22 protein-coding genes are annotated in these 22,736 nt (G+C 66.1%); 9 read left to right on the top strand and 13 right to left on the bottom strand.

What is annotated here, in order from left to right; translation table 11 throughout:
• Positions 1-156: 156 nt before the first annotated feature.
• Entirely contained in the window at positions 157-1,002 is an 846-nt protein-coding gene (locus ATE64_RS15355) for a hypothetical protein (protein WP_058455152.1), read from the top strand.
• Positions 1,003-1,072: 70 nt separating this feature from the next.
• On the opposite strand, the gene ATE64_RS15360 is transcribed toward ATE64_RS15355, so the two are convergent.
• On the bottom strand, positions 1,073-1,480 hold the full coding sequence (locus tag ATE64_RS15360) for a DUF1801 domain-containing protein (RefSeq protein ID WP_058455153.1): 408 nt from the start codon (positions 1,478-1,480) through the stop codon (positions 1,073-1,075).
• A gap of 171 nt (positions 1,481-1,651) precedes the next feature.
• Between ATE64_RS15360 and ATE64_RS15365 the strand changes: the two genes are divergently transcribed.
• Entirely contained in the window at positions 1,652-2,197 is a 546-nt protein-coding gene (locus ATE64_RS15365; protein ID WP_058455154.1) for a hypothetical protein, read from the top strand.
• An 80-nt stretch (positions 2,198-2,277) separates the two neighbouring features.
• Positions 2,278-2,862 (top strand): hypothetical protein, encoded by a 585-nt coding sequence (locus tag ATE64_RS15370; protein ID WP_058455155.1) that lies wholly within the window; start codon positions 2,278-2,280, stop codon positions 2,860-2,862.
• Here the strand turns inward: ATE64_RS15370 and ATE64_RS15375 are convergent.
• The 3 genes from ATE64_RS15375 to ATE64_RS15385 all read right to left on the bottom strand — a co-directional run bounded on the left by ATE64_RS15375 (position 2,859) and on the right by ATE64_RS15385 (position 3,963).
• A complete protein-coding gene (locus ATE64_RS15375; RefSeq protein WP_058455156.1) occupies positions 2,859-3,287 on the bottom strand; it encodes an OsmC family protein in 429 nt (142 codons plus the stop codon). The two genes, ATE64_RS15370 and ATE64_RS15375, sit on opposite strands and share 4 nt — an antisense overlap.
• A gap of 51 nt (positions 3,288-3,338) precedes the next feature.
• A complete protein-coding gene (locus tag ATE64_RS15380) occupies positions 3,339-3,542 on the bottom strand; it encodes a DUF2061 domain-containing protein (protein ID WP_058455157.1) in 204 nt (67 codons plus the stop codon).
• A gap of 73 nt (positions 3,543-3,615) precedes the next feature.
• A complete protein-coding gene (locus tag ATE64_RS15385; RefSeq protein WP_058455316.1) occupies positions 3,616-3,963 on the bottom strand; it encodes a DUF962 domain-containing protein in 348 nt (115 codons plus the stop codon).
• A 128-nt stretch (positions 3,964-4,091) separates the two neighbouring features.
• On the opposite strand from ATE64_RS15385, the gene ATE64_RS15390 reads away from it, so the two are divergent.
• Positions 4,092-4,313, top strand: a complete 222-nt coding sequence (locus ATE64_RS15390) for a hypothetical protein (protein WP_058455158.1) — start codon at positions 4,092-4,094, stop codon at positions 4,311-4,313.
• Positions 4,314-4,494: 181 nt separating this feature from the next.
• Here ATE64_RS15390 and ATE64_RS15395 read toward each other — a convergent pair whose 3' ends face one another.
• From ATE64_RS15395 to ung, 6 genes are all read right to left on the bottom strand, one after another.
• Complete coding sequence (locus ATE64_RS15395; RefSeq protein WP_058455159.1) at positions 4,495-4,674, bottom strand: hypothetical protein; 180 nt, start codon at positions 4,672-4,674, stop codon at positions 4,495-4,497.
• Between the two features lie 142 nt (positions 4,675-4,816).
• Complete coding sequence (locus ATE64_RS15400; protein WP_058455160.1) at positions 4,817-5,281, bottom strand: YaiI/YqxD family protein; 465 nt, start codon at positions 5,279-5,281, stop codon at positions 4,817-4,819.
• Entirely contained in the window at positions 5,282-5,575 is a 294-nt protein-coding gene (locus ATE64_RS15405) for a DUF427 domain-containing protein (RefSeq protein ID WP_058455161.1), read from the bottom strand.
• A gap of 34 nt (positions 5,576-5,609) precedes the next feature.
• The gene (locus ATE64_RS22350) at positions 5,610-5,741 is read right to left on the bottom strand and encodes a hypothetical protein (protein ID WP_269433229.1); all 132 of its coding nucleotides are present in this window, start codon (positions 5,739-5,741) and stop codon (positions 5,610-5,612) included.
• 87 nt (positions 5,742-5,828) lie between these two features.
• Positions 5,829-6,587 carry a sulfite exporter TauE/SafE family protein gene (locus tag ATE64_RS15410; RefSeq protein ID WP_058455162.1) on the bottom strand — a complete coding sequence of 253 codons (759 nt, stop codon included), beginning with the start codon at positions 6,585-6,587 and terminating at the stop codon, positions 5,829-5,831.
• On the bottom strand, positions 6,584-7,297 hold the full coding sequence (gene ung, locus ATE64_RS15415) for a uracil-DNA glycosylase (RefSeq protein ID WP_058455163.1): 714 nt from the start codon (positions 7,295-7,297) through the stop codon (positions 6,584-6,586). The genes ATE64_RS15410 and ung overlap by 4 nt, the downstream gene beginning before the upstream one ends.
• Before the next feature lie 89 nt (positions 7,298-7,386).
• Between ung and ATE64_RS15420 the strand changes: the two genes are divergently transcribed.
• The 5 genes from ATE64_RS15420 (at position 7,387) to ATE64_RS15440 (ending at position 18,056) form a co-directional block, all read left to right on the top strand.
• Positions 7,387-7,707, top strand: a complete 321-nt coding sequence (locus ATE64_RS15420; protein ID WP_197410162.1) for a phosphoribosyl-ATP diphosphatase — start codon at positions 7,387-7,389, stop codon at positions 7,705-7,707.
• A 9-nt stretch (positions 7,708-7,716) separates the two neighbouring features.
• On the top strand, positions 7,717-8,094 hold the full coding sequence (locus ATE64_RS15425) for a histidine triad nucleotide-binding protein (RefSeq protein ID WP_058455165.1): 378 nt from the start codon (positions 7,717-7,719) through the stop codon (positions 8,092-8,094).
• Positions 8,095-8,312: 218 nt separating this feature from the next.
• Positions 8,313-14,150, top strand: coding sequence for an MG2 domain-containing protein (locus tag ATE64_RS15430; protein ID WP_058455166.1), 5,838 nt, complete (start codon positions 8,313-8,315; stop codon positions 14,148-14,150).
• Positions 14,151-14,266: 116 nt separating this feature from the next.
• Positions 14,267-16,399: a penicillin-binding protein 1C gene (gene pbpC / locus ATE64_RS15435; protein ID WP_231729114.1), complete on the top strand. Its 2,133-nt coding sequence runs from the start codon at positions 14,267-14,269 to the stop codon at positions 16,397-16,399.
• A 37-nt stretch (positions 16,400-16,436) separates the two neighbouring features.
• A complete protein-coding gene (locus ATE64_RS15440) occupies positions 16,437-18,056 on the top strand; it encodes an amino acid permease (protein ID WP_231729115.1) in 1,620 nt (539 codons plus the stop codon).
• Positions 18,057-18,111: 55 nt separating this feature from the next.
• On the opposite strand, the gene ATE64_RS15445 is transcribed toward ATE64_RS15440, so the two are convergent.
• From ATE64_RS15445 to ATE64_RS15455, 3 genes are all read right to left on the bottom strand, one after another.
• Positions 18,112-19,350, bottom strand: coding sequence for a multidrug effflux MFS transporter (locus tag ATE64_RS15445; RefSeq protein ID WP_231729116.1), 1,239 nt, complete (start codon positions 19,348-19,350; stop codon positions 18,112-18,114).
• A gap of 130 nt (positions 19,351-19,480) precedes the next feature.
• The gene (locus ATE64_RS15450) at positions 19,481-19,783 is read right to left on the bottom strand and encodes a hypothetical protein (RefSeq protein WP_058455169.1); all 303 of its coding nucleotides are present in this window, start codon (positions 19,781-19,783) and stop codon (positions 19,481-19,483) included.
• A 25-nt stretch (positions 19,784-19,808) separates the two neighbouring features.
• A complete protein-coding gene (locus ATE64_RS15455) occupies positions 19,809-22,673 on the bottom strand; it encodes a pitrilysin family protein (protein WP_058455170.1) in 2,865 nt (954 codons plus the stop codon).
• Positions 22,674-22,736: the final 63 nt, after the last annotated feature.

The raw sequence follows: 22,736 nt of genomic DNA on the forward strand, positions 1-22,736 counted from the left end.
GCCGACGCTTATGAAAGCTCAACCAAAGTTGAGATCAAGACAAAGAGGACAAGTCCTAAAATCACCTAATCCGTCATTATATGAGGGGCTTACTCATTGCCATCGCGCATCGGCTGGGGCACAATATGCCCTACAACATAATCGTCAGGAGACCCCATGACCGCCCTACGCTTTGCCGCTGCGTTCGCCCCCGTTGCCCTGCTGTTCACCGCCACGCCCGCGAAGGCCGCGACCTGCGAGGAAGCCTTTGTGAAAAAGGGCAATGCAATCACCGGGCTCCGATTCACGGCCGCGGTAACCGTCGCCGACCTGCCGCCCGCGGTCGCGATCGGCCAGATGCGCGGGATCGCTGCGGGCAAGGGCTATGACATCATGGCCGATGAGGCCGAGTTCGGGTCGATGCTTATCGAACAGCCGATGACCGGCGGCGCGCGCGCCTTTCCAATCCAGATCACCGCCACGCAGACCGGCGGTGTCGGCATGGTCGTGATGGAGGCCAAGCTGCGCGCCGGCCAGTCGACGAAGACCGAGCTTGCGATGGCCGAAATGTGCGGCATGCTGAACGCGATCAAGGGCGGCAAGGCGGGTGCAGCCGCCGCGAAGAAGGGCGCGACCGCGACGACCGTCGCCGCCGCCCCGGTCAAGATCAGCGCGCTCGGCCTGTCGCAGCAGGTGTCGAAGGACACCGAGCGCAACGCCGCGGGCGTGCTGACGCGGTACAAGGGCAAGCAATTCACCGTCGACGGCACCGTCGCCTATGTCACCAAGGACGGCAATGCCTTTCGCATCGGCTACAAAGTTCCAGACCCCTGGGATCAGGCGATCCGCCTGCCCAACCAGGCGCCGTTCAAGACCGACATCGTCTGCTATATGGCACCGGGTCAGGCCGCCTATTCGCTCCAGCTCAAGCCCGACAAGGCGATCAAGCTGACGGGTACAGTCGAAGATTTCGACGAGTATAAGCATGTCCTCTGGCTCAAGGATTGCCGACCGGCGCAATAGCCGGCCGAAGGGGCGTTCGATGCCGATCTCCCCGCGGTGGCGCAGGGCGATGCTTCGCGCTGATCCCTACTTACGCCTTGGTGCGTGCAGGCTTCGCAAGATTCGCTTCAACCGCTCCGCGAACAAGCGCCCTGAACGCCGCGGCATCGACCCCGTCGCCTTCGAACAGATCGATCGCGCGGCGGACATTGCCGTCGAGGCTCGAATTGAACAGGCGCGCCGGATCGTCGATCGCCGCCCCCTTGGCGAAGGTCAGCTTGACCTTGTCCTTGTAGGTTTCGCCGGTGCACAGCACCCCCGCATGCTCCCATGTCGGCACCCCGCCGGGATTGGTCGGCTTGCGCCACTTGACCGTTTCGACGACGTCGGGATCGACCTCGCGGATCAGCGCGCGGAGCTTCGCCAGCGTCGCACTGCGCCAGTCGCCGAGCGACGCGATCTTGGCATCGATCAGCGCCGAGGGATCTTCGTCAGACACCCAAATCTCTCCTCACATCTGCTCGCCCGACAGCAATGCCACCTTTTCCGTCATCGCCTCGGCCCGATAGCGTCCGAGCCGACGATGACATGGCGGGCGCAACGATGCTAGGCTGCGATTAGCGCACCGCCGTGTCCGCTCTCGGAAATTCGTGTTTCAGGGGGGAAAGCCATGACCATCCGCCGTTTGACGATATGCCTGCCCGCCGTGGCGCTGATGCTGGGCGCCTGCGGCGAAAAGGCCAAGGAGACCCCCGCCGGCGCCGCCACGACGACAGCTCCGGCCGCGGAGGGAACACCCCCCGCACCCGCCGCCGCGGCAAAGCCGGCCGAAGCGCCCTCGCCGCTGCCACCGACGGCCGGGTCGAAGCTCGCCTCTTATGTGGGCAAATATCCGTTCGACAAGGTCGACGGCGTCGCCTGGAACGACCATGCGCTCGTCAAGGCGGGCATCGCCGCGAGCGTCAGGGACAAGGCCGCGCTGAAAGCAATCACGACGCTCGAAGGTCCCTCGGGCCCGATCGAGATGCGCGGCGACAAGGTCATGTCGTGGGCGTGCGAGGCGCATAATTGCGGCGCCCACCAATGGGCGGTGCTGGTCGACCCGCGCACCGGCGCGACCGACGTCTGCTATTATGACGAGGAAGCCGACGCCGCGAAATCGCGCTGGTTCCTGTCGACCGGCAAGGAAGAAAAACGCGACGGTAACTGCCAGTAGCGCGCGGTTCCTCGGGATGATTCGACTCGCGCGCCGATTGAGAACATAATAGGAACATTATCCGATTCGGAGGAAGACCGATGACGCCGATGTTCTGCTATTTTCTGGGCTTTCAGGTTCCGGCCGACCGTGTCGGCTGGCTGGCGCGCCAATTGCCGCCCGTTTCGGGCGATCTGTTCGCGGGGCTGAAACCGCAGAATTACCATGTGACGCTTTGTACGATCGAAGAGGCGTCAGCCCCGCACCCGTTTCTGCGGCAACGGGTCGCGAAGGCGTTCGCAGCGGGATTGCCCGGCGCAGCCTGCATCCCGTTCGGCCGGATAGTCAGCAAGGGCGCGGGCGCCGAACTCGTCACCGCCGGGAGCGTCGCCGCCATTCGCCAACTCTATGAGGCGATCGTTGCGCTTCTCGCGCCGCATGGGATCGAACCCCTGTATCGCCAGTCGGGCCTCCGCCCGCACGTGACGCTGGGCTATGGCAGGCATCCTTTCGATCCGGTGCCGGTCATGTGGAACTGGATCCCGCGCGATCTCGCCCTGATCGAAAGTCACGTCGGACACGGCCGCCACCGCGTCCTCCAAAGCTGGCGGCTGCTTGCTCCGGCGCAGGGCGCGTTCGACTTCATGGCCGACGAACTGCCGTCGCCGCTTCGCCGCGCGGCTTAGCCTTCCAGACTATGTTCGAGCGTGATCTCGCAGTTGAGCAGCTTCGACACCGGGCAATTCTTCTCGGCCTCCGCGGCGATCGCGGCGAACTCCTCGGCCGAAATCCCCGGCACCTTGCCCGTCAGCGTCAGCGCCGACTTGGTAATGGTGAAACCCCCATCCTGCTGCTCGAGCGTCACCGCCGCGCCAGTTTCGAGCGTGTCGCCCGAATAGCCCGCGCGCGCCAGCCCGAAGGACAGCGCCATGGTAAAGCAGGCGGCATGCGCCGCTGCGATCAGTTCCTCGGGATTCGTCCCGGGCTGACCTTCGAAGCGCGTCCCGAAGCCATAGGGCTGTGCATTCAGCACCCCCGATTTGGTCGTGATCGATCCCTTGCCTTCCTTGCCGAAGCCTTCGTAGCGGGCAGATGCGCGGTTGACGGTCATGTTGGTCTCCTTCGGTTGGGTCGGCAGGACTCGATGATGATCGGGGAGCGATCAGGCCGAAAGCAGCTTACGCCCTGACCCCAGTCGCTTCCACGCCTTTTCATGGAAGAAGAATGCGACGGCATTGATACAGGGCTCGATGATCGCGATCCCGCCGGCGAGCGTCGCCGAACCCGTCATCACATAGGCGACACTGAACCCGATGCTCAGGTGGATCGACAAATAGGTGAAGGTCTTGATCAGGTCGGTCGGCATCGTCCGTCTCCAGTAACTGCGAACACCAAGAATTTAAGAATGATTCGCAATAACGGCCAGCGATGGCTTTCGGTCAGTCTGATCGATTTTTGCGTTCGACCCCCGCGCGATCGAGCTCGGGGCCGAGCCGGCCGGTCAACCAGAGCCCCCACATCCGGAAATCGGCGGCGAGGCTCCACAGCGGATAGGTGAAGGTCGCCGGCCGGTTCTTCTCGACCCCGAAATGCGCGACCCACGCGAAGAAATAGCCCGCGACCGGCAAAGCGACGAGCCAGCCCCAGCGCGCCGTCAGCAGCGCCGCCGCCGCGATCAGCACGACAAGGCTGGTCCCGACATAGTGGAGCGCCCGCGTCCGCGGCTTGCTATGCTCGCGCAGGTAAAAGGGCCAGAATTCGGCGAAGTTCGTGTAGAGCCGTGACATGGCGCCGAGGATGCGCTGCGGATGGCGGCTGGTCAAACGAAAGACACCCTGCCGTCGCAGCGCCAAATATTTCGGCATTCTGTGACAATGTGATAGGGTCGCGCGCGGGTCGGACAGGGGAGGCGGTCATGAAGAAATCGGTTCGCGCGCTCATAGGGCTGGTCCTGCTCGACGCGATCATCATCGGCGGCGCCTGGTGGATGATCGGGCAGACGCAAAGCGGTGCCTGGAATTCGAACGACCCGGCCGAATCGATCCGGCTGGTCACGACCTCCGCAGGCGCGATGGTCGGCATCGTCACCGTCGTGTTGCTGCTGGCCTTCTTCCGTCATCGCAGCGCCGGCAACTGAACGAAGCCGCCCGACCGTCACCCTTCGGGAGGTCGGGCGGCGCCGGCGGTTCCGCCCGGTCCCCCTTCGGATAAACCGCCGCCAACCTGTGCGGGGAAATTGTGCCCTCCCGCCGGGGTCCTGCGTGGCGGGAGGGCTGGCCCCGTGCCGGCGTACGGGCCAGCACGGAACGGGAGGCTTATTAGCGCGCCGCCTCGCGGACCTTCTGCACCGCGGGAAGGAGAAGGCCGATCAGGATCTGGATCGGGCCGCTGCTGATCGTCATGCTGCCCTGCGCGGGCTGCGCCGACTGCGCCATCGCGGGGGTCGCCGACAGCGCGATCGTCAGGGCCATCACGGGGGCGATCATCTTCCGGGTCATCGTCTCTTCCTCTCGATCTGTCCGCCGGGGGGCGGTTGATGTTTCGATGAAGAGCTTTTGCCGCATGACGTCACATCTCGCGGTGATCGCGGTCACTCGCGCGAAGAAAAATGACAAGAGACTGAAAAGAAAGCGAAGAAACTTATCCTGCTCGTTTCAGCCGCACCAAAGCCGTGTCGAGCGCCTGCAGGAATTGCGACCGGTCGGCCTTGGAGAAGGGCGGCGGCCCGCCGAGTCCTTCGCCCATGCCGGCGCGCAGGTCGGCCATGATCGCGCGCGTCGCGATCGCGGGGCCGATCGATGCGGCCGTAAATGGCTTGCCGGTCGGCGCGAGCACCGTCGCCCCGGCCTTCAGCGCGCGATCGGCCAGCAATATGTCCGCAGTGATCACGACGCTCGTCGCACTGGCAGCCTCGGCAATCCAGTCGTCGGCGGCGTCGAACCCGTCCGAGACGACCACGCGCTCGATCAATGGATGGTCTGGCACGCGCAGCCGGCTGCTGCTGACAATCTTCACCGCCACTTCGTGCCGCCACGCGACCTTGTAGATCTCGTCCTTTACCGGACAGGCATCGGCATCGACGAGGATCTGGACGGTCACGGGCATCTATGGACGAAGGCAGCCGACCTCGACGCCCTTCCAGAAGGCGATGCGGCCCGCGATCGCCGCCGCCGCTTCCTTGGGTTCCGGATAATACCAGGCCGCGTCTTCGTTCACCCGCCCGTCGACCGTGACATGATGATAATGCGCGACGCCCTTCCACGGGCAAAAGCTTGTCGTCGCGCTGTCCGACAACAGCGCCGCATCGACCGCGGCGCGCGGAAAATAGGAATTGCCCTCGACGACGACGATGTCGTCGCTGTCGGCGATCACCGCACCGTTCCACACGGCCTTCACCATGACGGCCTCATGTTTTCCACCGCGGCATGCGCGGTCATTTCTTCATATTGTCGAGCCCGGCGACAACGCCCGGCTTGGTCGACGGATTGCTCGCGTTCGGCTTCTTGGGCTTTTCGGCCTTTGGTTTGCGGGCTTCGCGGCTCGATTTCTTCTGGCCTTTGGCCATGGTAAATACCTTTGCGTCGGCGGGCATGAACACCCGTCGCCGGACAGCCTAGGCGCTTTGCACGCCCGCGTCGCCCTATTCCGGCAATCATCCGTGCAGCCCGTCCCAGAGCAGCTTCGCGCCGAGGAAGACCATCAAGAGATAGATGAGGACATAGAAACGTTCGGGATTCATCCGCTTCATCCAGCGCACCGTCAGCAGGGTCGAGACGATCGCGAGCGGCATCAGCAGCAGCGCCGCGACGATTACCTCGTGCGGAAAGGCGCCGAGCGCGAGATAGGCGGGCACCTTCATCCAGTTGACGATCGCAAACAGGATCGCGCTGGTGCCGATGAAGGTCAGGTGCGGCAGCTTGCGCGGCGTCACCCACATCTGGAACGGCGGTCCGCCGGCGTGCGCGATCTGGCTCGTCAGCCCCATAATCCCGCCGAAGATCGTCCCGACCCAGCCGGGCGAGGTCGACGCCGCGACGACGCGTCCGCCGCGCTCGACCCACAGGCGATAGACGCCGAACGCCAGCGTGATCGCGCCCAGCGCCATCATCAACTGCGCCTCGTTGACCCGCTCGGCATAGAACCAGCCCGCCGCGACACCGACCGCCGCGCCGGGCAGCATCCAGCCGATGATCCAGCCGTCCCATGTGTGACGAAAAGCCCAGACGCTGATTACGTCCTGCACGATCAGGATCGGCAGCAGCACCGCCGCGGCGGTCGCGGGCGGCAGGACGAGCGCCGCGAGCGGGGTTGCAAGTGCGCCGACTCCGGCCAGCCCGCCCTTCGCCATGCCGACGAGGATCACCGCCGCGACGAGCACCGCGAGCGTTACCGGGTCGGCCAACAGGCTCATGCGGCGGGCGCCTCCGGATTGTCGGGCAGGCGCCAGTCGATCAACCCGCGCCCGTGCGCCTCGAGGAACGCGTTCGCCTGGCTGAAGGGCTTCGACCCGAAAAAGCCGTTATGCGCCGACAGCGGCGACGGGTGCGGCGCGCGCAGGATCAGGTGCGGACTTCCCGCGCCCAGCCCCGGCACATTCGCCGCCTTGCGCTGCGCATGGCTGCCCCACAGGATGAACACTTTCGGCGCCGGATCGGCCGCGACCGCGGCAACTGCGGCGTCGGTGAATTTCTCCCACCCCTTGCCTTGGTGCGACGCCGCCATTCCGGCTTCGACCGTCAGGCAATTGTTGAGCAGCAGCACGCCTTGTTCGGCCCAATGCTTGAGGTAACCGTGCGACGCGGGCGCGATGCCGAGATCGGCCTTCATTTCCTTGTAGATGTTGACGAGGCTCGGCGGGGTGCGGACGCCGGGCTGGACCGAGAAGCAGAGGCCGTGCGCCTGCCCCGGCCCGTGATAGGGGTCCTGCCCCAATATCACGACGCGCACATCCTGCGGCGGCGTCGCGTCGAGCGCGGCGAACCAGTCGCGCGGACGCGGATAGATTGCCTTTCCCTTGTCGCGCTCGCCCGCGAGAAACGCCTTCAGCGCCGCCATATAGGGCTGCTCGAACTCGCCGCCGATCGCGGCGAGCCAGTCGGGATGCAATTTGACCTCGGCCATGTCCGCGCTTCACCAGAGGCATCGCGGCTTGTCCAGCGCCTTTCCCGCCGCTAGGCACGGCGACGAACGAAAGGGCGGCTCCTATGGCGATCGGCGAGACATTGACGCAGCTCGAAGCGGTGGTGAACGACCGGCTCGCCGCCGGCGACGCGGGCGCATCCTATGTCGCGAGCCTCGCCGCGAAGGGCCGCGGCAAGATCGCGCAGAAGCTCGGCGAGGAGGCGACCGAAACCATCATCGCCGCGCTCACCGAGGACGATGCGGCGCTGACCGGGGAAGCGGCCGACCTCATCTTCCACCTCACCATCCTGCTCGCCGACCGCGGCCTCGGCTGGGACGCCGTCGCTGCCGAACTCGGTCGACGCCACGGCACCTCGGGCCACGCCGAAAAAGCCAGCCGCCCCCAATAGGAGCCTTCCATGCCGATCGACGCGACGCTTCCCTATGACGACAGCAATATCTTCGCGCGCATCCTGCGCCGCGAACTGCCGTCGAAGACCGTCTATGAGGACGAGTTCGCACTCGCCTTCCACGACATCAATCCGCAGGCGCCGCTGCATATCCTCGTGATCCCCAAGGGCCCTTACGTCAGCTGGGACGATTTTTCGGAGCGCGGCAGCGACGCCGAAATCGCCGGCTTCGTCCGCGCCGTCGGCAAGGTCGCGCGCGATCAGGGCATCGTCGCCCCGGGTTATCGGCTGCTCGCCAACGTCGGCTTCGACAGTCATCAGGAGGTGCCGCACCTCCACGTCCATATCTTCGCGGGGCAGAAGCTGGGGCCGATGCTCGCAAGGTAAGGGGGCAACCGTCCAACCTCGTCATCCCGCATCAAGTCCGGGATGACGAATGAAGTTGAATCCGTTTTCCGACTCTCCCCATTTTCGAGTCTGTCTATGCTGGCCGTCACAGCGCTTTCCCGCTTTGCGATTAACCGTGCGCGCTGCGCGGCGACGGGTGGACTCATGCACCCGTTTCCAGCAGGATAGCATTTCGGGTCAGACCGGGGAGACAAGGCATGCGGCACGGGTGGCGGGCGCTGGCGAAGCGCTATGCCGGCAGGATCAAGCTGGCGCTGATCGTTCCCCTCGGCCTCGCGCTCGTCGCCGCGGGCGGCGACACCGTCCCGCAGGTCACGCTCGCGACCCCCGGCTCGTCGGGCACCGGCGACGGCACGATCAGCCGCTTCACGCTGCGCTTCTCCGAGGACATGGTCCCGCTCGGCGATCCGCGTGCCAGGGCGCCCGCGACCCATGACTGCAAGGTCGATGCAACGAGCCGTTGGGTCGACACGCGCACCTGGGTGCTCGAATTCGAAAAATCGCTCCCCGGCGGCGTCAGCTGCCACGTCGAGCTCCGCAGCGACCTGACGACCGTGCGCGGCGTGAGCGTCGTCGGAAACAGCCGGTTCGAGATCGACACCGGCGGCCCCTCGGCGCGCGCGGTGCTGGCGGGCGGCACCTATGACGGGATCGAGGAGGACCAGATCTTCCTCGTCGCGACCAACGTCGCCGCCGACCGCGCCTCGGTCGGCCGCTTCGCCTATTGCGCGGTCGACGGTATCGGCGAGAAGATTCCCATCGACGTGCTCCCGCGCGACACCGCGGTGCAAATCCTCCAAGGCCTCGGCAGCGATTGGTCGGCGCAGTCCTTCGCCTATGACGCGGGCCTGCCGCTGCGCCTGCCCGCCGCGGGCAGCGACCGCGATGCGCTGCTCGAGCGTGTCGTTCCGGTCAAATGCCGCCGTCCGCTGCCACCGGGCCGCGAGATGGCGCTCGTATGGGACGCACGCATTTCGCAGGCCGGAGTGCCCGGCCGCACCGCGGGCCGCGACCAGCGTTTCGACCATGATGTGCGCCCCGCCTTCACCGCCAAAATGTCGTGCAGCCGCGTCAATCCGCAGGCGGGCTGCAACCCGCTGAAGGACGTCAATGTCATCTTCGCTGCGCCGGTGCCGCGCGAAACCGCGCTCGCTGCGACGCTCAGGACCGCCGACGGCAAGAGCTATGCCGCGAAGTTCGACGACGACGACAAGAACGACACATATCTCGAACGCGTTCACTTCTCGGGCCCGCTGTCGCAGAATGTCGACGCGACGCTCGTCCTGCCGGCAGACGTCACCGACCAGAGCGGCCGCAAGCTGCAGAACCAGTCGAACTTCCCATTGAAATTCCACATCGACCGCGCGCCGCCGCTGGTCAAATTCGCGGCCGAATTCGGCATTCTCGAAGCGTCGGAGGGCGGCATCCTGCCCGTCACCGTGCGCGGAGTCGAGGCGTCGATGGTCAGCAAAAACCTCAAGATGCCCGCGACCACGCTGAAGGTCGGCGACGACGATGCCGCCATCGCGCGCTGGCTGAAGCGCGTCGCCGATGCCGACGACACCGATTATCGCGAGGAAAAGAACGCGAAAGGCGAGGACGTCACGGTCAACTACACCGGCACCAAATCGGTGTTCGAGGACGCGCCCGCAGGCGGCGAACGCCGCGACATGCAGCTGGCGCCTGCCGCCGGCGGCAAGGAATTCGAGGTCGTCGGCATTCCGCTGACCGAAAAGGGATTCCATATCGTCGAGATCGCGAGCCCCGAACTCGGCGCGGTGCTGCTCGGCCGCAAGGCGACGCGTTATGTCGCGACCGCGGCGCTCGTCACCAACATGGCGGTGCATTTCAAATGGGGCCGCGAAAGCTCGCTCGCCTGGGTGACGGCGCTCGACACCGGCCTGCCCGTCGCGGGCGCCGAGATCCGCGTCATCGACAGCTGCACCGGCCGCCTGCTCGCGCGCGGCACCGCCGACAAGTCGGGCCGCCTCGCCTTCGCGTCGACCCTGCCGCAGCCCGAAACCTATGCGAGCTGCGAGGACGACCCCGATCCCGCGAACAGCGAGGGCCACGCGCTGATGGTCAGCGCCCGCAGCGGCGACGATTTCAGCTTCACGCTCACCGACTGGGGCAACGGCATCCGTCCCTATGATTTCGACCTTCCCTATGGATGGTCCGAACGCGGCGATATCCTCCACACGCTCTTCGACCGCGCGCTCGTCAAGGCGGGCGAGACGGTCCACATGAAGCATATCCTGCGCCGTCCCGTCGGGACGGGCTTCTCGACGCCGGGGCCGCTCGCGGGCAAGCTCCGCCTCGTCCATCGCGGTTCGGATACCGAATTCGAAATGCCGTTCAGCATCGACGCGAACGGCGCCGGCGAGACGACATGGAATGTCCCCGCGTCCGCCCCGATGGGCGACTATGAACTCGTTTTCGTGACCAAGGACAAGAAGGGCGAGGACAAGACGATCTGGTCGGGCCAGACGGTCAAGGTCGACGAATATCGCCTGCCGACGATGAAGGCGACCGTGACCGGGCCAAAGACGCCCCCGGTGCGCCCGACGACGGTGCCGCTCTCCTTTTTCGTCGGCTATCTCTCGGGTGGCCCGGCACCGAATATTCCGGTCGAGATCCGCACCAATTTCCGCGCCAGCTGGAACGCGCCCGAGGATTATCGGGACTGGGATTTCGACGGCCAGCCGGTCAAGGAAGGCGTGATCCAGCTCGACGACAGCGGCGAAGAACCCGAGGCCGACCTTCCGCTCGCGCGCTCGGTTCCGCTGAGGCTCGACGCGAACGGAAGCGCCGCGACCAATATCACCGTCGACCAGCCGGTCACCCAGCCGACGCAGATGGCGGTCGAAATGGACTATGAGGACGCGAATGGCGAGACGCTGACGTCGAGCCGCCGCATCATGCTCTTCCCGTCGGCGGTGCGCCTCGGCGTCAAGACCGACGGCTGGCTGATGCGCGACAACGATCTCCGCCTCAATTTCGTCGCGCTCGACCTCGATGGCCGCCCGATCGCGGGGCAGCGCGTCCAGGTCGCGCTTTACAATCGCGAGATCATCACCGCGCGGCGCCGCCTGATCGGCGGCTTCTACGCCTATGACAACCAGATGCGCACGACGAAGCTCGATGCGACCTGCGCAGCGACGACCGACAAGCTCGGCCGCGCAAGCTGCGCGATGGCGCCCGGCGTGTCGGGCGAAGTCACCGTCGTCGCGACGACGGTCGATGCCGACGGCAATGAGGCTCGCGCGGTGCGCTCGGTCTGGCTCGCGGGCGACAACGACTGGTGGTTCGGCGGCGACAATGGCGACCGTATGGACGTGATCGCCGAAAAGCCGCGCTACGCCGCGGGCGACACCGCCCGCTTCCAGGTCCGCATGCCCTTCCGCGAAGCGACCGCGCTCGTCACCGTCGAGCGCGAGGGCGTGCTCTCGAGCTTCGTCGTGCCGCTGAAAGGCACCAATCCCGTCGTGCAGGTCAAGCTGCCCGCCACCTATGCGCCCGACGTCTATGTCTCGGTCATGGCGGTGCGCGGCCGCGTCACCGGCAACGAAAGCTGGTTCCGCAAGATGAAGCGCGCGGTCGGCTTCAAGATCGAGAATAGCGAAGGCGCTCCGCCCACCGCGCTCGTCGACCTCGCCAAGCCGAGCTACCGCCTCGGCATCGCGAAGATCAAGGTCGGCTGGGAGGGCCATCGGCTCGGCGTCAAGGTCAAGGCCGACAAGACGAAATATGCGATCCGCGAAACCGCAAAGGTCGCGATCGAGGTCAAGAATCCGTCGGGCAAGCCTGCCAGCGGCGCCGACGTCGCCTTCGTCGCGGTCGACGAGGCGCTCCTCCAGCTCGCCCCGAACGAAAGCTGGAAGCTGATCGACGCGATGATGGGCGAGCGCACCCTCGACGTCCTTACCTCGACCGCGCAGATGCAGGTCGTCGGCAAGCGCCACTATGGCCGCAAGGCGCTCGAACCCGGCGGCGGTGGCGGCGGCGACCTTTCGGGGCTGACCCGCGAGGACTTCCGCCCCGTGCTGCTGTGGCAGGGGCATGTCCCGCTCGACGGCAAGGGCCGCGCCACGGTCGACGTGCCGATGTCCGACAATCTTTCGGGCTTCCGCCTCGTCGCGATCGCCACCGACGGCTCGCAATATTTCGGCACCGGCGAAACGAGCGTGCGCACCGTGCAGGATCTCGGCGTCTATGCGGGCCTGCCCGAACTCGTCCGCACCGGCGACGCCTATGACGCGCGCTTCACGCTCCGCAACGGCACCGACAAGGCGATGACGGTCACCGCGACCCCGACGCTGTCGCCCGCGACCCTGACCGCGCCGCCGCTCACCGTCACCATCCCCGCAGGCGGCGCGGTGCCGGTCAGCTGGCAGGTGACCGCACCCGAGGCGACCGGGCCGATCCAGTGGACCGTCGATGCGGTGTCGAAGGACGGCAAGGCGCGCGACCGCCTCGTCTTCGATCAGGTCGTCGAGCCCGCGATCCCGGTCGAGACCTGGGCCGCCAGCCTGTTCCGCGTCGGCCCTAACACGACGCTGCCGATCGCGATCCCCGCGGGCGCGCTGCCCGGCGGCTATGTCGACGTCGCGCTCGCGGGCACGCTCGCGCCGCCGCTTTCGGGCGTCCGCGACTATATGGCGATCTACCCGTACAACTGCTTCGAACAGTCGACCTCGCGCGCGATCGCGCTCGGCGATCTCGGCCGCTGGCAGGCGCTGGCGGGGGCGATGCCGACCTATCTCGATAAGGACGGCCTGCTGCGCTACTGGCCGAACGAACGGATGGACGGCTCGATCGAGCTTACCGCCTATGTGATGGCGGTGACCGCGGCGAACGGCTTCGCGATCCCTGAGGCGTCAAAGGCGAAGATGGTGAAGGCGCTGCAGGCGGTCGTCGAAGGGCGCCTGACCCGCAAGGGCTACGGCCCCTACGATCTCCGCCCGATCCGCATCGCCGCGCTCGCCGCGCTCGCGCGCAACAATGCGTCGAGCCCCGCGCTCGTCGCGTCGATCGACACCAAGCCGATCGACATGGCGACCGGCACCCTCGCCGACTGGCTCGTCGCGATCGAGCGCACCCCGGGGGTCCGCAACGCCGCGGCGCTTCGTACCGCAGCCGAAGCCGAGCTGCGCAAGCGGCTCGTCTATGAAGGCACGCGCCTCGACCTCGTCGACGACGCCCGCGCACCTTGGTGGATGATGACGAGCGGCGACGAGATGGCGATCAAGGCGCTCGAAGCCGTGCTCGGCCGCAAGGGCTGGGAGGACGACGCGGGCAAACTGATGGTCGGCGTCGCGCAGCGCCAGCGCAAGGGCCATTGGGACACCACCCCGGCGAACGCCTGGGGCGCGGTCACCGTCCGCCGCTTCGCCGAACTGTATCCGGCGAGCGCGATCACCGGCGTCACGAACATCAGCCTTGCGGGCGAAACCGCTTCGCAAAGCTGGCCGCTGCCCGCCGAAACACCTTCGCCGCTTCGCGTTGCGCTCGCCGCAGCGACGATGAGCCTGAAGCATGAAGGCACCGGCGCGCCGTGGGCGACCGTCAGCGTCAAGGCCGCGGTGCCATTGAAGGAACCGCTCAACGCGGGCTATCGGATCAAGCGCTCGGTCAGCGTCGTCAAGGCGGCGAACAAGGACCGTCTGACCCGCGGCGACGTGATCAAGGTGCGGATCGAGGTCATCGCCGCCGCGGGCCGGACCTGGGTCGTCATCAACGACCCGGTTCCCCCGGGCGCGACAATCGTCGGCAATCTCGGCGGCCAGTCGGAGATGCTCGGCGCGCAGGCGGGCGGGTCGAACTGGCAGCCAAGCTACGTCGAACGCGGCAAGGACAGCTGGCGCGGCTATTACGGCTGGATGCCCGCGGGCACCCACGCGGTCGAATATGTCGTGCGCTTGGGCGGCTCGGGCAAATTTACCCTGCCTCCGACGCGCGTCGAGGCGATGTACTCCCCCGCAATCCGCGGCCAGTGGCCGAACGCGCCGGTGACGGTCGCGGCATCGGCGGAGTGATGGAAAACGCGCTTGAACTTGCGCCCCTGCGAAGGCAGGGGCCCATCTCCGGACGGCTCGATTTTGAACCGACCGGAGATGGGCTCCCGCCTTCGCGGGAGCACGTGCTGAATTAGATGATGAAGCAGGCCCGCAAGTGGCGCTGGCAGGATGCGCTGGGCTGGCTCGCGCTCGCCACCCTCATCCTCGCCACCGCCGCGCATCTCCTCACCCGCCCCCCGGCGATGCCGGAGTATGAAACGGTACGCGCCGATTGGAAGCCCAGCGAAGCGTGGCTTTACGATCGCGACGGTCGGCTCCTCGACAGCGAGCGCGTCGATTTCGAGCGCCGCCGCCTCGCATGGGTGCCACTGAAGGACATCAGCCCCGATGTCCGCGACATGGTCGTCGCGGCCGAGGATCATCGCTTCTGGTCGCACGGCGGGGTCGACTGGCTCGCCATGGCGAGCGCGATCCGGACGCGCTGGACCGGGGGGCGTTCGCGCGGCGCCTCGACCCTGCCGATGCAGCTCGCCGCCTTCCTCGCGCCCGAACTCGCGCGACCGGGCCAGCGCGGCTGGCTCGCCAAGATCCGCCAGATGCGCGCGGCGCAGGACCTCGCGTCAAACTGGACGCACGAGCAGATGCTCGAGGCCTATTTCAACCTACTGCCGCTGCGCGGCGAGGCGCAGGGTATCGGCGCGGGCGCGCAAAGCCTGTTCGGCAAGACCCCCGCCGAGATGAACCGCACCGACGCCGCACTCTTCGCCGGCCTGCTCCCCAATCCCGCTGCCAGGGCGGAGGCGTTGGGCAAGCGCGCATGCCGCATAGCGAAGGCGGCCGACTGCGGCGCGATCGACGCCGCCGCCGCGACGCTCGCCTCGGGCGAGCGCGCGACGCGCTTCGACCCCGGCCTGGCACCGCACCTCGCCGCGCGGCTGCTCGACAAACCCGGCAAGCGCGTCACGACCACCATCGACCGCCGCATCCAGACCGCGGCGATCGTCGCGCTGCGCCGCCAGCTCGCGGGCCTCGGCTCCGATCGCGTCCGCGACGGCGCCGTCGTCGTGCTCGACAATGCGACGGGCGACGTCCTCGCCTATGTCGGCGGCGTCGGCCTCAAATCGACCGCGGCCGCGGTCGACGGCGCCAACGCGCCGCGGCAGGCGGGCTCGACCTTGAAGCCGCATCTCTATGCACAGGTGATCGAACATGGCTGGCTCACCGCCGCCTCGATCCTCGACGACAGCCCGGTCCAGCTCGACACCGCCTCCGGCCTCTACGTCCCCAAAAACTACGACCACAGCTTCAAGGGGCCGGTCAGCGTCCGCCACGCGCTCGCCAGCTCGCTCAACGTCCCCGCGGTGCGCGCGCTCGTCATCGACGACGTCCAGGAATTTCGCGACCGCCTCTGGGCGCTGGGCTACCACAGCCTCGTCGAGGACGGCGAATATTACGGCTTCAGCCTCGCGCTCGGTTCGGCCGAGGTCAGCTTGGTCGAGCAGGCCAATGCGTTCCGTACCCTCGCCAATCAGGGTCGCTGGTCGCCGGTGCGCTTCCGTGAAGGCGAAAAGCCCCAAGAATCCCGCCGGATCGTCAGCGCCCCCGCCGCCTTCATCGTCGGTGATATCCTTGCCGACGCCTCCGCGCGCGCCGACGCTTTCGGCGCCGATAGCGCGCTCCGCCTGCCCTTCTGGGCGGCGGCCAAGACCGGCACCTCGAAGGGCATGCGCGACAATTGGTGCATCGGCTTCACCGACCGCTACACCGTCGCGGTCTGGGTCGGCAATCTCGAGGGCGATTCGATGCGCGCCGTTTCGGGCACTTCGGGCGCCGCGCCCGTCTGGCGCGACGTGATGCTCGCGCTCCACGCGAGCAGCCCCGGCAAGGCCCCCGCAATGCCTGCGGGCGTCGAGGTGCGCCAGATCAGCCTCCCCGGCACCCGCGAGCCGCCGCGCCGCGAGTATTTCCTGACCGGCACCGCGCAGAGCGAACTGGCGGCCGCACCGCAGGCCGCGCGCCGTCCGCGCATCACCAGCCCGGTCAGCGGCAGCGTCTATGCGCTCGATCCTGACATCCCGCTGGATCGCCAGCGCCTCGCGGTGATCGTCAGCGGCGACGTTCCGGGCTACCGTCTGATTCTCGATAAGCAGGTGCTCGGCGATGCCGACGCGGGCCAGCAGATTCTCCCGCGCCCCGGCAGTCACATGCTGACCCTCGTCGATCCCGGCGGCAAGCCGATCGACCGCGTCCGCTTCACAGTGCGGTAAACTGCGACAAAGCCCCTGTCACACGCCTGAAATTAAGTTGCGCTGGGACGACGACACGCTAGGCTGGCGCGAGATAGAGTTTGGGGAGCAATTCATAATGGCATCACGTCCAGCCAGGGGTCTCTTGGCACGCATCATGGCTCGCAAGAGCGTGGCGCAGGTTCAGCGAGAAACGGAACATAGCGAGTTGAAGCGCACGTTGGGGCCGTGGAATCTCCTGTTCCTCGGCATCGGCTGCATCATCGGCGCCGGAATTTTCGTGCGAACGGGCAGCGCGGCATCGCTGCACGCTGGCCCCGCCGTTCTCATTTCCTTCCTGATCGCCGGTTCGGTCTGCGCATTGGCAGGCCTTTGCTATGCAGAATTGTCCTCGACCCTGCCGGTATCGGGCTCGGCATACACCTATAGTTATACCACGCTGGGCGAGTTCGCTGCCTGGATCATGGGCGCCTTGCTCCTCCTCGAATATGGGCTTGCCGCCTCGGTCGTGGCGGTCGGCTGGTCCGGCTATGTGGTCAGTTTGCTGGGCGATTACGGGATAGTCATACCGCCTCATCTGACCGGACCTGCGGGACATGAGATCATCCGCGATGGCGTGCCATTGCTCATCGACGGCGTTCCCGTGATCGGCACTTTCAACCTGCCGGCGATTCTGGTCTGTGCGGTCCTGACCCTGTTGCTGATCGTTGGCGTGTCTGAATCGGCCAAGTTCAACAATGTTATCGTCGCCATCAAGGTCAGCGTGATCGTCGCGTTCATCGTCATCGGCGGCGCGATTGCCATTGCGAATTTCGGTGAACTCAAATCCAACTGGGATCCCTTCATCCCCCCCGCCACCGGCAATGATGGCGAGTTCGGCTGGGGCGGCATCCTGCGCGCCGCGTCGATCGTCTTTTTTGCCTATATCGGATTTGAAGCGGTTTCTACTGCGGGACAGGAAGCGAAGAATCCGGCCAAGGACATGCCCTTCGGCCTTTTGGGCAGCCTCTTTGTCTGTACTTTGCTTTACATCCTCGTTTCGGTGGTGCTGACGCTGGTGGTCAACTACAAGAGCCTTAACGTCCCCGATCCGGTCGCGGTCGCAGTCGATGCCTTCGGGCCGCAATGGGCGTGGTTCGCCAAGATCATCAAGGCGGGCGCGATCGTCGGCCTAACCTCGGTCGTTCTGGTGCTGATGTACGGCCAGACGCGCATTTTCTACACGATGGCGCGCGACGGTTTGCTGCCGCGCATCTTCTCGACCGTTCATTCCAAATATAAAACTCCGTGGATCAACACGCTGTTGGTCGGCACCTTGACCGCGCTGGCGGCGGGTTTCTTCGACATCAACACACTGGGCGACATGACGTCGGTCGGCACGCTCGCGGCGTTCGGCATCGTCTGCCTCAGCGTCATCTGGCTGCGAACGACTCATCCGGATTTGCCGCGCGGATTCCGCGTCCCGCTCTATCCCGCGCTTCCAGCGGTTGGCATTCTGTCCTGCTTCGCGCTGATCTTCACGGTCGAGAGCCGTGTGCTGATCTTCTTCGCCTGGTTCATGGTGGCGGCGATCATCCTCTATTTCGTGTATGGCATGCACAATAGTCGGCTGTTCCACGGCCAAGACAGCGAAGAAGCGCCGGACATGACCGAGCTACCAGGTCCGGTAGTAAAATAGCGCCTCGCACGAAACCGGAGAGACAGGGGGCTTCGGCCCCCATTCTTTTGCGCCTTTAATAGGGCGTCTTGGGCGCGGTTCCCGGCCGCGTGAACAGCTTGCCGCGCTCGGCCCAGAACACCAATATCAGACCCACGACGCCCGAGATCAGGAATGCATAGGCGAGCGGCAGGGTCGTGCCGTCATATTGCTGCCCGATCAGCGCGCCGACGGTCGCCGCGAGCAAGGTCTTGGCGAAGCTCTGATACGACGACGCGACGCCGGCCATATGGCCGAAGTCCTCCATCGCGATCGATCCGAAATTGCTGCCGATGAAGCCGATCAGCCCGACGTTGACCATCATCAGCACCGTGAACATCCACAGCGTCTCGGCGCCGCTCAGCGCGACGAGGATCTGCACGATCGAGGTCGCCATGAAGGCGAAGGTCGCGCTCTGCGACACGCGCCGCGCGCCAAAGCGCTCGACGATCGCGGCGTTCGAGAAATTGGCGGTCGCAATGCCGAGCGCGACGCACGCAAACACCAGCGGGAACCAGCTGCGCGCATCGAAGATATCGGCGATGATCTGCTCGCTGCTGTTGAGATAGCCGTAGAGCGCGCCCTGCATCATCCCCGAGGCGATCATATAGCCCGCGGCGCGGCGGTGCCGCGTGACGGTCGCCCAGCCCGCAATCATCGTCTTGAGATCGAGCGGGCGCACGTCGTCGGGATGCAGCGTCTCGGGCAGGCGGCGGAGCCACAGGATCATCACGACACCCATCACCGCGAGGACGATGAAGATCGATCGCCACCCGGCGACGGCGGCAACCCCCGCGCCCATCGTCGGGGCGATCGCGGGGACGATCATGAAGACGAGGAAGATCATCGACAGCCGCTTCGCCATTGCATCGCCCGAGAAGAGGTCGCGGATGACCGCGACGACGATGACGCCGAGCGCGGCGCTGATGAGGCCATGGCCGAAGCGCAACGCGAGCAGCATCGGGAAGCTCGTCGCGAGCCCGCAGCCGATCGAGAAGGCGACATAGGCGAACAGCGCCGGGACGAGCACGCCCTTGCGCCCGAAGCGGTCCGACAGCGGGCCATAGACGAGCGACCCCGCGCCGATGCCGAAGAGATAGGTCGAGATGACATATTGCCGGTCGTTCGGCGTCAGGACGCCCAGCCCCTCGCCGATCGCCGGCAGGGCAGGCAGCATCGAATCGATAGCGAGCGCGTTCAGCGCCATCACCATCGCCATCATGAACACCATTTCGCGGTCGCCGGGCATGCGGGACCGCTGGGAGGATTCGGTCATTTTGTGCATTGCGGGAGGCCTATGCGCCCATGCCGCCGCTTTGGATAGCCCCCGGCCCTAGAAAAGCTATGCAAAGCAAAAGGGCCGCCCCATCCGGGACGGCCCTTTCCGTTTCCGTGCGACCCGAAAATCAGGCCTGGCGCGTGCCGGTCATCGCCATCGAACCGAAGGCGCCGGCCTTGATCGTGCCGGTCAGCGCGTCGCCCTCGATCGTCGCTTCGCATTCGAGCGTCATCGGCATCGGCACCTTCATGTTCATGGTCCAGGTCAGCTTGTTGCCGTCGACCTTGCCATTCTCGACATCGAGCGAACCCATCGCGCCGGCGTTCTGGCCGGTGAAGCTGTCGCCGTCGCTCTTCACGGTGAAAACCGACTTCTGGTCGCCCATCGGCGACTTGGTTACGCACTCATAGCTGCCATCGACACCGGACATAGACTCTCTCCTACTGAAACTGATGTTAGTTAGCGGGTGTCGCTATTTCCACCGGCAGGCCCAGCCCGTCAAGCTGCGGTTTGACCACCGCCGCGTCGCCGACGACGACATAGACGAGATCGCCGGTGCCGAGCGCCTTGCGCGCCGCGGCGTCGATTTCCGCGGTCGTCATCGCCTCATAGGTCGCGGGCAGCTTCTCGTAATAATCGTCGGGCCGCTGGAACTTCACGATCTGGCGAATCCCGCCGAGCACATCGCCCGAGGTTTCGAAGCTGCCGGGCAGTTCGCGGACGCTGCCGTTGACGGTGCGCTCCAGCTCTTCCTTGGTCGTGCCCTTGTTGCCGAGATAGGCCTTGATGTCGCTCTGGAACTCCCTGATCGAATCGCCGGTGCGGTCGGCCTGCACCGGCGCGATCGCGACCCAGGTCAGCCGGTCGCTGTCGTTCGAGATGCGCGAGCGCACGCCATAGGACCAGCCCTTGGTCTCGCGGAGATTCATGTTGAAGCGCGACAGGAAATTGCCGCCGAAAATGTCGTTCGCGGCGCGCAGCGGCTCGATCTCGTCGCTGCCCTTCACGGTCAGTACCTTGCCCGCCATGATCACCGACTGCGGCGATTTGGGCCGGTCGAAGAGCAGGATGCGCGGCTTCGGTGCCGGCACCGGCGTTTCGAAATGCTTGGTGCCCTTCGCCGATGCAGGCGCCTTCCAGTTGCCGAACGCCGCGTCGAGCTGCTTCGTCACCTCTTTCAGCGTGGTGTCGCCGACGACGAAGATGCGGGCATTGTCGGGGCGGACCCAGGCCGCATGGAACGCCGCGAGCTGGTCGCGCGTCGCCGCGGTCACCGCCGCCGTCGTCCCGAGCCCCGACGGCGGAATGCCATAGGGATGGTCGGCGCCATAGAGCACCGGCATCAGCACGCGGCTCGCGATCGCATTGGGGTTGTTGAGCTCGGCCTTAAGCCGGTTGAGCTGCTGCGCACGCACGCGGTCGAGTTCCTGCGCGTCGAACGCCGGATTGCGGATATAATCGGCCAGCAGGCCGAGCGAGGCGCTGAGATTGGGCTTCAGCGCGAACAGGCTGAACACCGTCTCGTCGGCGGTCGCGGTTCCGTCGATCTGGGCGCCGAGGCGCTCCTTCGCTTCGGCGAAGGCGATCGAATCGCGGCTCGTCGTGCCCTCGTCCATCAGGCTCAGCATCAGCGACTGGGTGCCGAGCGCCCCCCGCGGATCGGCGGCATAGCCGGCGTCGAAGCTGACCGCGACATTGACCGTCGGCACCGTCGCGCGGCGCGCGAAGACGACTTCGATCCCGTTCTTGAGCTTCGCGCGCTCGATCGCCGGGAAGTCGAGCGCTTTCAGGTCGGCGACCGCCGGAAGCTGCGAGCGGTCGGCGAACGAAGTCGCCGGACCCACATCGCCGAGTTCCGGGTTCCAGTAGCGGTCGGGCGCAACCGCGCTGACCTTGCCTGCCGTGACCGCGCCGCCGCGGTTCTCGCCGCCCTCGGTGCGCTCACCGGGCGTGTAGGTAAGCGAGAAGGCCGGGCGCGACATCCATTTGCGCGCGACCGCGACGGTCTGCTCGGGGGTCGCCTTCGCCAGCCGGTCGAGCTCGACCTTGTAATAGGCAGGATCGTTCGAATAGAGCGCGCCTTCGGCCAGCGTTACCGCCTTGCCGCCGAAACCGCCGACCGATTCGAGCCCCGAAATCGTCCCGCCGAGATAGCTCGCGGCGGCGCGCTGCAGTTCGTCGGCGGTCGGCCCGGTTTCGAGGAATTTCGCGATCTCGGCGTCGAGCTTGTCGCCGACGACCTTCGGATCGACGCCGGGCTTCACATCGGCCTGGACGATCAATATGCCCGCATCCTCGAAGGTTTGCGCGCCGGCGCCGACGCTGACCGCGACCGGATCCTTGCGTACCATCGCATTGTCGAGCCGCGACGAGGAAAGCCCGCCGAGTACCGCCGCGGCCATCTGTAGCGGCACCGCCTCGGCATCGTTCAGCCCCGGGATCGCCCACATGCGATAGATGCGCGTGGTGGGCACCAGATCCTTGACCTCCTTCGCGAGCGGCGCGGGCAGGGTCGGCACCGACGCCGGCGGCGCCTTGATTGCGGGGCCGCGGGGGATATCGCCGAACCATTCGGTGACCTTCGCCTTCGCGGTCGCGAGATCGACGTCGCCCGCGAGCACCAGCACCGCATTGTTCGGGCCGTAATTGTCGGTGAACCATTTCTTCACATCGGCAAGGCTCGCCGAATTGAGATCGGCCATCGAACCGATCGTGCTGTGGTGATAGGGATGCCCCTTGGGGAAGAGATTCTCGAAAATCTCGTAGCGCAGCAGGCCATAGGGGTTGTTGTCGCCCTGCCTTTTCTCGTTCTGGACGACGCCGCGCTGGTTATCGAGCTTTTCCTGCGTCACTGCGCCGAGCAGATGCCCCATACGGTCGCTTTCGAGGAACAGCGCGCGGTCGAGCGCGCCGGTCGGCACCGTCTCGAAATAATTGGTGCGGTCGAAGCTGGTCGTGCCGTTGCTGTCGGTCGCGCCGACCTGCTGCAGCGGTTCGAAGAAATCGCCCGGTGCATTTTCCGAACCGTTGAACATCAGATGCTCGAACAGATGCGCGAAGCCCGTCTTGCCCGCGGGCTCATGCTTCGACCCGACGCGATACCAGACCGACACGGCGACGACGGGCGCCTTGCGATCTTCGTGGACGATGACGCGCAGGCCATTGTCGAGCGTGAAGGTCTGATACGGAATGTCGACCGCCTTCACGAGGTCGGCGACGGGCGCGGGCTTCGCCTCCTTTGCCTTGGCGAGCGCGGGGCCCGCGGCGACGAGCGAGGTCGACAGGGCGAGGACGAGGGCGGCACGGGGAAAACGGGGCATGAACTTCCTCTTGAAGCAAGGCCGCGCGAACGCGCGATCGGGGTGCCGGACGGCACTGTATCA

This window comes from Sphingopyxis sp. H073 (assembly GCF_001468395.1).
In the GTDB taxonomy this organism is placed as follows: domain Bacteria; phylum Pseudomonadota; class Alphaproteobacteria; order Sphingomonadales; family Sphingomonadaceae; genus Sphingopyxis.

Bases quoted from the DNA above. Each gene is read 5' to 3' on its own strand.
- ATE64_RS15410 (WP_058455162.1), bottom strand. From the start codon at position 6,587: ATGAGCCTGTTGGCCGACCCGGTAACGCTCGCGGTGCTCGTCGCGGCG.
- ATE64_RS15455 (WP_058455170.1), bottom strand. From the start codon at position 22,673: ATGCCCCGTTTTCCCCGTGCCGCCCTCGTCCTCGCCCTGTCGACCTCG.
- ATE64_RS15380 (WP_058455157.1), bottom strand. From the start codon at position 3,542: ATGCCGACCGACCTGATCAAGACCTTCACCTATTTGTCGATCCACCTG.
- ATE64_RS15375 (WP_058455156.1), bottom strand. From the start codon at position 3,287: ATGACCGTCAACCGCGCATCTGCCCGCTACGAAGGCTTCGGCAAGGAA.
- ATE64_RS15425 (WP_058455165.1), top strand. From the start codon at position 7,717: ATGCCGATCGACGCGACGCTTCCCTATGACGACAGCAATATCTTCGCG.
- ATE64_RS15370 (WP_058455155.1), top strand. From the start codon at position 2,278: ATGACGCCGATGTTCTGCTATTTTCTGGGCTTTCAGGTTCCGGCCGAC.
- ATE64_RS15405 (WP_058455161.1), bottom strand. From the start codon at position 5,575: ATGGTGAAGGCCGTGTGGAACGGTGCGGTGATCGCCGACAGCGACGAC.
- ung (WP_058455163.1), bottom strand. From the start codon at position 7,297: ATGGCCGAGGTCAAATTGCATCCCGACTGGCTCGCCGCGATCGGCGGC.
- ATE64_RS15355 (WP_058455152.1), top strand. From the start codon at position 157: ATGACCGCCCTACGCTTTGCCGCTGCGTTCGCCCCCGTTGCCCTGCTG.
- ATE64_RS15445 (WP_231729116.1), bottom strand. From the start codon at position 19,350: ATGACCGAATCCTCCCAGCGGTCCCGCATGCCCGGCGACCGCGAAATG.
- ATE64_RS15385 (WP_058455316.1), bottom strand. From the start codon at position 3,963: ATGTCACGGCTCTACACGAACTTCGCCGAATTCTGGCCCTTTTACCTG.
- pbpC (WP_231729114.1), top strand. From the start codon at position 14,267: ATGATGAAGCAGGCCCGCAAGTGGCGCTGGCAGGATGCGCTGGGCTGG.
- ATE64_RS15395 (WP_058455159.1), bottom strand. From the start codon at position 4,674: ATGACCCGGAAGATGATCGCCCCCGTGATGGCCCTGACGATCGCGCTG.
- ATE64_RS22350 (WP_269433229.1), bottom strand. From the start codon at position 5,741: ATGGCCAAAGGCCAGAAGAAATCGAGCCGCGAAGCCCGCAAACCAAAG.
- ATE64_RS15430 (WP_058455166.1), top strand. From the start codon at position 8,313: ATGCGGCACGGGTGGCGGGCGCTGGCGAAGCGCTATGCCGGCAGGATC.
- ATE64_RS15400 (WP_058455160.1), bottom strand. From the start codon at position 5,281: ATGCCCGTGACCGTCCAGATCCTCGTCGATGCCGATGCCTGTCCGGTA.
- ATE64_RS15390 (WP_058455158.1), top strand. From the start codon at position 4,092: ATGAAGAAATCGGTTCGCGCGCTCATAGGGCTGGTCCTGCTCGACGCG.
- ATE64_RS15450 (WP_058455169.1), bottom strand. From the start codon at position 19,783: ATGTCCGGTGTCGATGGCAGCTATGAGTGCGTAACCAAGTCGCCGATG.
- ATE64_RS15365 (WP_058455154.1), top strand. From the start codon at position 1,652: ATGACCATCCGCCGTTTGACGATATGCCTGCCCGCCGTGGCGCTGATG.